Here is a 10,000-nt window from a genome sequence, read left to right as displayed (position 1 = left end):
GGTGCTGGAAGGTTAAGGGGAACACTTAGCGCAAGCGAAGGTGTGAACTTAAGCCCCAGTAAACGGCGGCCGTAACTATAACGGTCCTAAGGTAGCGAAATTCCTTGTCAGGTAAGTTCTGACCCGCACGAATGGCGTAATGACTTGGGCACTGTCTCAACTGCAAATCCGGCGAAGTTGTAGTGCGAGTGAAGATGCTCGCTACCCGCGATTGGACGGAAAGACCCCGTAGAGCTTTACTGTAGCTTAGCATTGAGTTTCGATATTGTCTGTACAGGATAGGTGGGAGACTGAGAAGCTAGGGCGTCAGCCTTAGTGGAGTCATCCTTGGGATACCACCCTGACAGTATTGGGATTCTAACCGGACGCCATGAATCTGGTGACGGGACATTGTTAGGTGGGCAGTTTGACTGGGGCGGTCGCCTCCAAAAAAGTAACGGAGGCGCCCAAAGGTTCCCTCAGAACGGTCGGAAATCGTTCGAAGAGTGCAAAGGCAGAAGGGAGCCTGACTGCGACACCCACAAGTGGAGCAGGGACGAAAGTCGGGCTTAGTGATCCGGTGGTACCTCGTGGGAGGGCCATCGCTCAACGGATAAAAGCTACCTCGGGGATAACAGGCTGATCTCCCCCAAGAGTCCACATCGACGGGGAGGTTTGGCACCTCGATGTCGGCTCGTCGCATCCTGGGGCTGTAGTAGGTCCCAAGGGTTGGGCTGTTCGCCCATTAAAGCGGCACGCGAGCTGGGTTCAGAACGTCGTGAGACAGTTCGGTCCCTATCCGTCGCGGGCGTAGGAAATTTGAGAGGAGCTGTCCTTAGTACGAGAGGACCGGGATGGACTGACCTATGGTGCACCAGTTGTTCTGCCAAGAGCATGGCTGGGTAGCTAAGTCGGGAAGGGATAAACGCTGAAAGCATCTAAGCGTGAAGCCCCCCTCAAGATGAGATTTCCCATAGCATAAGCTAGTAAGACCCCTTGAAGAACACAAGGTTGATAGGTCAGAGGTGTAAGTGTGGTAACATATTTAGCTGACTGATACTAATAGGTCGAGGGCTTGACCAATAATTAAAAGATTTTGGCTGTAATTCATGTGCAATTTTCAGAGAACACTCTGATATCTGGTGATGATGGCGTAGAGGAAACACTCCTTTCCATTCCGAACAGGAAAGTTAAGCTCTACAGCGTCGATGGTACTGCATGGGAAACTGTGTGGGAGAGTAGAACGTTGCCAGGTTATTAAAAAGACTTAAGAATTTAATTCTTAAGTCTTTTTTGTTATGAAAGATTATTTAAATATAAGATAAATATTACTTAATATTATATAGCTATCCATTGTGTAATATAAATCCTATCTAAGGATATGGCTATGTGCCTTTAACTTTTCACGGCTACATCAATTACTAATTAGATAATTATCTACATAAATCTAAATGCATTAAAATATTTTTATTGTTTATTTGCAATTTAATATTTATTAAGGACTATACTTCCTAATAAATATAAATTATTAACATTATTTATATTTATTAATGTAAGGAATGTTAATAACTTTATACATATGTGGATAAATAATATATTAGTTGTAGAATATACACTAAGTATATATTTTCTCAGCATCATATACCACCAATAAAAGATTTTTAAAAAACTATAGTTTTCTGCATATTTAAATAGTAGGATTTTATTTAAATTAAGAATATACAAAGGGGGTAGCGAAACGCTACCCCCTTTGCATATTAGATATAATACTTCATATTCATGTTTTCACTCAAATAGATTGAAATATTATTTAAATTTATTATATTAAAATATCTTTTTTAGTAAAATTAATATGTGCTATTATATATGCTATTATTGCTGTTACAACCATGCATATTATTCCGTTGGTTGTTGTTAATTTAGGGTTTTGATACATTAACGGTAATTGAGATGTTACTAAACTACCGGCATCAGCATAAGTTGTAAATAAAAGATGACCTAAATCTCTAATAGTTCCAATTGCTTGTGTTCCAATTGCTAAAAATATGGTTGATATTACTGAAACAGCCATCGAGATCATGCTGCTTTTAAATATTGTTGATATCATAAAGATAACAGAACAAGCTGATAAAATAAATAATGCTTGATAACCAATTGTTCTTACTGCATTTTCAGTGTTAGTAACCATTTTTGATGTATCAGGAATCTGTTTCATTATCGTTTCACCTGATGCTTGATCAAATGTTTTTTCATATTTTTGTTCAATTCGAACAGGATAATTTGAAGCATCTACATCACTTGTCATATTTACAACAGTCATACCAACTATTTGAGGTATTAAAATTAATGATAGTACTGTAATTACTGAAACTATAAATTTAGAAAATAAAATTTTTCCTCTTCTAACTGGTTGTACAAGTGAAAATTTTAATGTTGCAGGTGTACATTCTCCTGAAACTATATCACTCATAAATACAGCAATACCAGCTATTAATACTCCTAATCCAAAGAAGTTGTTAAGTGTTTTTAAGAAGTTAAAAGCTTGATATTCCCAGCCTTGTAATGGTTTTATGTTATTAGCTTTTAAATATTTCAAGTCATCTAATTGTTGTTTTGACTCTGCATACCATCTTTTACTCCATTCATTTATGCCATCTTCTTCATATTGTTTAATTGTATCTTCAGTAGATTTAATTGATTTATCTAGTTGTTTTTTCCAAGCATCCTCAGAAATCCCATTTTTAATTATTTCTTTATTTTCATCTATTTGTTTTAAAAGACTTGCTTCTATATCCTTAGCATTTTGAATCCATCTTGCATCTCCATCAGATTCAGCTCTTTTTATATCACTTCGTGCATGAACTAATTGTTCCTCTGCTTGCTTTATTTGAAACTCTGGAGATGTCCATTCTTTCATATGCTTGTCATTCATCCAAGTACCAAACACAGTAAGACCAATAAAGACTATAAACAATCCAAAAACAATCCATGTTTTAGACCTTTTAAACATTTTAATAAATTCATTTTTTATAAGAGCTAATAACATTATCTAATGCCTCCTTCAACTAATTCCATGTATCTTTGTTCTAGTCCTTTTCTTAATTTAAATACTTCTTGTACATCGTAGTTATTATTAACAAGATATTTAATTAATTCTGAAGTTTTGTTAGATAATAAAATTACCTCGATTCCATCCTCGATCTCTCTGGCCGAATTTATATATTCAATAGATAGTAGTTTCTTTATATCTATTTTTTGTAATAATTTTAAGCATATTATATCTGTATCAGTTTCCATAGATTGATCTACTACATTTTCTACTGATTTTATAGTTCCGTGATTTATAAATGCAACTCTATCACAAAGGTGTTGAACTTCAGATAATATATGAGATGATATAAATACGGCCATTCCTCTTTCTTTGGCAGCTTTTTTTACTACTTCTCTAAAGTCTAATATTCCTGATGGATCTAATCCATTAGTAGGTTCATCTAAAATTAGAAGTTTTGGATTGGATAGAAGTGATGCAGCTAAACCTAAGCGCTGCTTCATTCCCAATGAATACTTTCTAACTTTATCATCTATTCTATTTTCAAGACCAACTAGTTTTATTGTTTCTTCAACTTGCTCCTTAGAGATTTTTCTAACTCTTGCAATTTGCATTAAATTTTCTCTTCCAGATAAATATTTATATAATTCTGGATTTTCAACTACAGCCCCAACTTCATTTAAAGCTTTTTCTGTATCACTTTTTAAATTATGCCCGCAAATACTTATACTACCTCCATTTGGATTTATAAGGCCAACTAGCATTCTTATCGTAGTTGTTTTACCAGCACCATTTGGACCTAGAAAACCAAATATTTCACCTTCATCAACTGAGAATGATATATCTTTTATTATTTCTCTCTTTCCAATTTTCTTTTTAAGTTCTTTTACCTCTAAAACCTTCAATTTATTACCTCCCTTAATTTCATATATTTAATTCTAATATATAAATCTTAATATAAATAAATAAAAGTCTTAATATAACCTTAATAAAATCTTAAAAAATAATATAAATAAATATTAATAAAATTTGTGGTAAAAGTAGGTTTTTTGTATTTTGCAGTTTGATAATATCAATTTAAAGTATTTAATAATTAATCATTTGTAACTACATGATGAAAAAACTTCTATATTAAGATATATGGTATTATGGAATAAATGGAATTTAATGTAAGTTGGTGTTATAATTATTCATACAGAATTATGTTAAGTTCAAGGGAGATGTTAGTATGGCGCAGGTAGCAAAAAACAATGTAAAAAACGGACAAATTATAGATACAGAAATAGACTTATTTCATAAAGGCAAAAACTATAGTAGCTATAAATTCATGGGAGCTCATTGTGTCAGTGAAAAAAGGAAAAAAGGAGTTAGGTTTACTACTTGGGCACCAAATGCAAAAGAAATTTATGTTGTAGGAGATTTTTGTGATTTTAATCTAGAAAATGAATTTAAGATGGAAAGAATAAATAAGAAAGGCTTATGGTCATTATTTATTCCGGGATTAAAAGAAGAAATGAAATATAAATACTACATTATAAATAAGAATGATTCTAATGGTATATATAAGGCGGATCCATATGCTAAATTATCAGAGCTTAGACCTAATACGGCTTCAATTATTAAGGAGGAAACAAAATTTAGGTGGGCAGATAAAAAATGGATTAATAGAAGGGAAAAAAAAGATGTTTTTAAATCGCCTGTAAATATTTACGAAATGCATCTAGGATCATGGAAAACTAAGGAGGGCAAGTTTCTTACATATAAAGAGTTATGTGATGAATTGCCTAAATATTTAGTTGAAATGGGATATACTCATGTAGAATTTATGCCATTAATAGAGCATCCATTAGATGCTTCTTGGGGATATCAGGGAACTGGATATTACTCTGCAACTAGTAGATATGGTAAGCCGGGGGAGTTAAAAGAATTAATAAATATACTTCATAAAAATGAAATTGGAGTTATTCTTGATTGGGTTCCAGGACATTTTTGTAAAGATGAACACGGATTATATAATTTTGATGGTAGTCCAACATATGAATATAAAGAATGTTGGAAAGCTGAGAATAAAGGTTGGGGAACAGCTAATTTTGATCTGGGGAAACCAGAGGTAAAAAGTTTTTTAATATCAAATGCATTATTTTGGATAAGGGAATTTCATATAGATGGACTTAGGGTTGATGCTGTATCTAATATGATTTACCTAAACTATGGAAGAAAGGATGGTGAATGGATACCAAATAAGTTTGGAGGGGATGGGTGTTTAGAAGGAATAGATTTTATAAAACAATTAAATAAGGTTGTGTTTAATGAGTTTAGAAGTGTACTTATGATTGCAGAGGAGTCAACGTCTTGGCCAAATGTATGCAAACCTATTGAAGATGGTGGTCTTGGATTTAACTTTAAATGGAATATGGGGTGGATGAATGACACTTTAAGATATATAGAACTTGACCCAATATATAGAAAGCATCATCACAATAAAATTAATTTTTCTATGATGTATAATTACTCAGAAAATTTTATATTACCAATATCTCATGATGAAGTTGTTCATGGAAAGAAATCTCTAGTTGATAAGATGTGGGGGGATTATTGGAATAAATTTGCTGGATTAAGATTATATTTGGCTTATATGATAGGGCATCCAGGAAAAAAATTGACTTTTATGGGATGTGAGTTTGCTCAGTTTATAGAATGGAGAGAATATGAGCAATTAGAATGGGAGTTAATTGATAAATTTGAAATGCATAGATTGACTCAGAAATATTGTAAAAAGTTAAATAGCATTTATAAGGAGAATAGTGCTTTATGGGAACTAGACTATGATACTGATGGGTTTGAATGGATAGATCCGGATAATACTAATCAAAGTATAATCACCTTTATAAGGATAGGAAACAAAATAGAAGATGCATTAATTTTTATATGTAATTTTACTCCTATTGTCTACCATGATTTTAGAATAGGAGTGCCTTATAATGCTGAGTATGAAGAAATTTTTAATTCTGATAATAAGGAGTTTGGAGGATCAGACCAATTAAATGAAGGTATTTTCAAATCTGAAAAAGTAAATTATCATAATAGACCATATTCTATATTATTAAAGATACCACCTATGGCTGTATCTATTTTATCTATTAAAAAGTTAATTGATGATACAGAAAAAATTGTAATAAATAACAAAGATATAATAGTAGAAATTAAGCAATAATTAGTATTTGGGGGGATGTAAATTTGAATATTTTAATGGTTGCATCAGAAGCACATCCATTTATTAAAACAGGAGGATTAGGTGATGTCATTGGAGCTCTGCCACAAGCACTAAAGAATCTAGGTGCTGATGTAAGAGTGGTAATTCCAAACTATAGAGATATAAAAAAAGAAATAAAGGATAATCTAAAATATATTAGCAATTTTACTGTAAATGTTGGATGGAGAAATCAATACTGTGGAATTTTGGAATATGAATATAATGGGGTGAAATTTTATCTTTTAGATAATGAGTATTATTTTAAAAGAGATGGACTATACGGATATTATGATGATGGAGAAAAATTTGCTTTTTTTAATAGAGCAGTTTTGGAATTTATAAGATATATAGACTGGGTACCTGATATATTACATTGCAATGATTGGCAAACTGGAATGATACCAGTACTTCATAAATTGGAATATATAAAAGAAGAAAAGTTTAAAAATGTAAAAACCATCTTTTCAATTCATAATTTATTTTTTAAGGGAATGTTTGATTCGCAGGTATTGCCAGAACTATTTGGTTATGATTACGAAGCATTTAATAATGGGACACTAGAATTATATGGGGCTATGAGCTTTTTAAAGGGAGGAATAAATTATTCAGATAAAGTTACTACAGTAAGTAAGAGTTACGCTGAAGAAATAAAAACACCTGAGTATGGAGAAGAGCTAGATGGCTTACTTAGATATAGAAGCTCAGTTTTAGAAGGTATTGTAAATGGAATAGATTATGATGAATATAATCCAGAAAAGGATAAATATATATATTCAAAATATAGCGTTAGCAAACTAGAAGATAAGAAAATTAATAAAGAAAAATTGCAAAAAGAATTAGGCTTACCTGTAAACTCTGAGGTAGCAATGATAGGGGTTGTATCCAGGTTAACACATCAAAAAGGGTGCGATTTAATAATAAATATACTAGAAGATTTGCTTAAGGAAAATATTGAAGTTGTTATTCTAGGGACAGGAGATTATATATATGAGGAGAGCTTTAAAAGCTTTCAAAGTAAGTATCCTAATAAAATCAGTGTAAATATAAAATTTAGTAATGAATTAGCACATAAAATATATGCTGCATCTGATATATTTCTTATGCCATCACTATTTGAACCTTGTGGACTAGGACAATTAATTGCACTTAGATATGGTGCTATACCAATTGTAAGAGAAACAGGAGGGTTAAAGGATACTGTAATCCCTTATAACAAATATGATGGTACTGGAAATGGATTTGGATTTAAAAATTATAGATTTGATGAATTGCTTGAAATAACTAGATATGCCTTAGAAATTTATAAAGATAAGGATAGTTGGAATAAAATTATTAAGCAAGCTATGACTTCTGATAATAGCTGGGAAAAATCAGCTAGTCAATATATAAGAATATATAATGAGCTTTTATTTAACAATATTAAATGTATTTTATAAATTAATATATTAATAATTTTAATATAATTCGTATAGGGGAGGGGAAGAGAATATGGGAAAAAAGGAAATTGTAGCAATGATTTTAGCAGGTGGACAAGGATCGAGATTAGGGGTATTAACTAAAAATATAGCAAAACCAGCTGTGCCCTTTGGAGGTAAGTACAGGATTATAGACTTTCCTTTAAGTAATTGTTCAAATTCAGGTATCTATACTGTAGGAGTACTAACTCAATATAAGCCGTTAGATTTAAACTCTCATATAGGAATAGGGGATCCGTGGGATTTAGATAGAAGAGATGGAGGGGTATCTATATTGCCACCATACCAAGAGGAGAAAGGAGGAGATTGGTATAAGGGAACTGCTAATGCTATTTATCAGAATATAGAATATGTTGATAGATATGATCCTGAATATGTTTTGATATTATCAGGAGACCATATTTATAAAATGAATTATGATAAAATGTTAGAATTTCATAAAGAGAATAATGCAGATGCTACAATTGCTGTTATAAATGTTCCTATTGAAGAGGCTAGTAGATTTGGAATAATGAATACAAGGGAAGATAACTCTATATATGAGTTTGAAGAGAAGCCTAAAGATCCTAAAAGTACAAATGCTTCCATGGGAATATATATATTTAATTGGACCATTTTAAAGAAGTTTTTAAGAGAAGATGAGAATGATCTAGAATCAAGTAACGATTTTGGTAAAAATATAATACCTAGTATGCTAAGGAAAGGTAAAAAAATGATGGCATATCCTTTTGAAGGATACTGGAAAGATGTCGGAACTATTGAGAGCTTATGGGAAGCGAATATGGATTTATTAAAAATAGATAATGAGCTAAATCTTTATGATAGCGAATGGAAAATATATTCGCAAAATCAAGTAAGACCAGCTCATTATATCGGAGAAGAGGCCAAAATAATAAATTCGTTAATAGTAGAGGGCTGTATAATAAACGGTAAAATTGAAAATTCTATATTGTCTCAGGGGGTATACGTTGGTAGAAATACAGTAATTAAAGATTCTGTAATAATGCCTAATGTAGAAATAGGAGATAATGTTTTAATAGAAAAAGCTATAGTTGGGAGTAATGCAATAATAAATCATGGTTGTAAGGTAGGAGATAGCAGTTCCATAGAGGTAGTTGGTGCATATCAATATTTGATTAATGAGTCAACTATAAACTTAAAGGAAATATGCTTAGATAATGAAGCTATTAATATTTAGGGGGCAGAATATAATGAACAATTGTTTAGGAATAATAAATTTAGATGAAAATCAAAGTAGAATGGGAGAGCTTGTAAGATATAGAACATTAGCATCAGTACCTCTTTCTGCGAGGTATAGAATAATTGATTTTGTATTATCTAATATGGCCAATTCAGGAATAGAAGGAATAGGTATATTTACAGCAAATAAATCAAGGTCATTAATAAATCATCTCACTAATGGAAGACCATGGGACTTACACAGAAAAAAAGATGGCCTTAGGGTATTTAACTTTGGTGATTATGATCCATATTATGATGATGTTCATAATTTTTTAGATAATATAGAGTTTATTGAACAAAGCAGAAAAGAATATGTACTAATAAGCCCTTCGTACATGATTTGTAATATAGATTATAATGAAGTATTAAGATACCACAAGAAATCCCAAAATGATATAACAATAGTTCATAAGGATGTAAATAATTCACATGGGAAATTTTTAGATTGTGAAGTTTTAAATATAGATGATAATAATAGAGTAATAAGCGTTGGTGAAAATATAGGAAGAGAAAAAAATGCGAAGATAAGCATGGAAATGTACATCATGAAGACAGATCTGTTCATAAATATAATCCATGAGTGTATAAAGACTGGGATTCATAGAAAAATAAAGGGATATATAAATTCTAATCTAGATAGATTTAGAGTAGGAGCTTTTGAGTTCGATGGATATCTATCCTGCATAAATTCTATAAAATCATATTTTGATACTAATTTAGATATATTAAACCAAAATATAAATAAGGAGTTATTTTATAACAAAAAACCTATATATACAAAATCTCAAGATGAACCACCAACTCAATACACAGAGATGAGCTTAGTATTAAATTCTATAATTGCAAATGGATCATATATAGAAGGGGAAGTTAAAAATTGCATTATAGGAAGAAGAGTTTTTATAGGGAAAGGATGCAAATTGGAAAATTGCGTAATAATGCAAAACACTATAATAGGAAATGATGTAGTGATGAATAGAGTTATAGCTGATAAAGGAACAG

General features: G+C 31.4%; 6 protein-coding genes and 2 rRNA genes (2 of these 8 running past the window's edge). 6 read left to right on the top strand and 2 right to left on the bottom strand.

From position 1 onward, the window contains the following. Both ACZJV1_RS18015 and rrf read left to right on the top strand, forming a co-directional pair. Positions 1-1,062, top strand: a 23S ribosomal RNA gene (locus ACZJV1_RS18015); it begins 1,844 nt to the left of the window's first position. Between the two features lie 55 nt (positions 1,063-1,117). Continuing rightward, positions 1,118-1,234, top strand: a 5S ribosomal RNA gene (gene rrf / locus ACZJV1_RS18010). 564 nt (positions 1,235-1,798) lie between these two features. Here rrf and ACZJV1_RS18005 read toward each other — a convergent pair. Continuing rightward, complete coding sequence (locus ACZJV1_RS18005; RefSeq protein ID WP_463650966.1) at positions 1,799-3,025, bottom strand: ABC transporter permease; 1,227 nt, start codon at positions 3,023-3,025, stop codon at positions 1,799-1,801. Further along, positions 3,025-3,933, bottom strand: a complete 909-nt coding sequence (locus ACZJV1_RS18000) for an ABC transporter ATP-binding protein (protein WP_463650965.1) — start codon at positions 3,931-3,933, stop codon at positions 3,025-3,027. The genes ACZJV1_RS18005 and ACZJV1_RS18000 overlap by 1 nt, the downstream gene beginning before the upstream one ends. Before the next feature lie 323 nt (positions 3,934-4,256). On the opposite strand from ACZJV1_RS18000, the gene glgB reads away from it, so the two are divergent. The 4 genes in view from glgB to glgD are tightly spaced (at most 52 nt apart) and all read left to right on the top strand, a layout consistent with a single transcriptional unit that may run on beyond the window. Next, positions 4,257-6,242 (top strand): 1,4-alpha-glucan branching protein GlgB, encoded by a 1,986-nt coding sequence (gene glgB / locus ACZJV1_RS17995; RefSeq protein WP_463650964.1) that lies wholly within the window; start codon positions 4,257-4,259, stop codon positions 6,240-6,242. Positions 6,243-6,265: 23 nt separating this feature from the next. Next, the gene (glgA, locus tag ACZJV1_RS17990) at positions 6,266-7,717 is read left to right on the top strand and encodes a glycogen synthase GlgA (RefSeq protein WP_463650963.1); all 1,452 of its coding nucleotides are present in this window, start codon (positions 6,266-6,268) and stop codon (positions 7,715-7,717) included. A 52-nt stretch (positions 7,718-7,769) separates the two neighbouring features. After that, the gene (locus ACZJV1_RS17985; RefSeq protein ID WP_463650962.1) at positions 7,770-8,954 is read left to right on the top strand and encodes a glucose-1-phosphate adenylyltransferase; all 1,185 of its coding nucleotides are present in this window, start codon (positions 7,770-7,772) and stop codon (positions 8,952-8,954) included. A gap of 13 nt (positions 8,955-8,967) precedes the next feature. After that, positions 8,968-10,000 carry the 5' portion of a glucose-1-phosphate adenylyltransferase subunit GlgD gene (gene glgD, locus ACZJV1_RS17980; protein WP_463650961.1) on the top strand. 74 nt of this gene lie beyond the right edge of the window, so only the first 1,033 of its 1,107 coding nucleotides appear in the window; its start codon is at positions 8,968-8,970; the stop codon falls past the right edge of the window.

This window comes from Clostridium sp. LS3 (assembly GCF_055330225.1).
The sequence above is the reverse complement of the archived record's forward strand: the minus strand, read 5'-3'. Positions and strand labels throughout refer to the sequence as shown.

Excerpts from the sequence above, each read along its gene's own strand:
- ACZJV1_RS17985 (WP_463650962.1), top strand. The coding sequence starts at position 7,770 with ATGGGAAAAAAGGAAATTGTAGCAATGATTTTAGCAGGTGGACAAGGA.
- glgB (WP_463650964.1), top strand. The coding sequence starts at position 4,257 with ATGGCGCAGGTAGCAAAAAACAATGTAAAAAACGGACAAATTATAGAT.
- ACZJV1_RS18005 (WP_463650966.1), bottom strand. The coding sequence starts at position 3,025 with ATGTTATTAGCTCTTATAAAAAATGAATTTATTAAAATGTTTAAAAGG.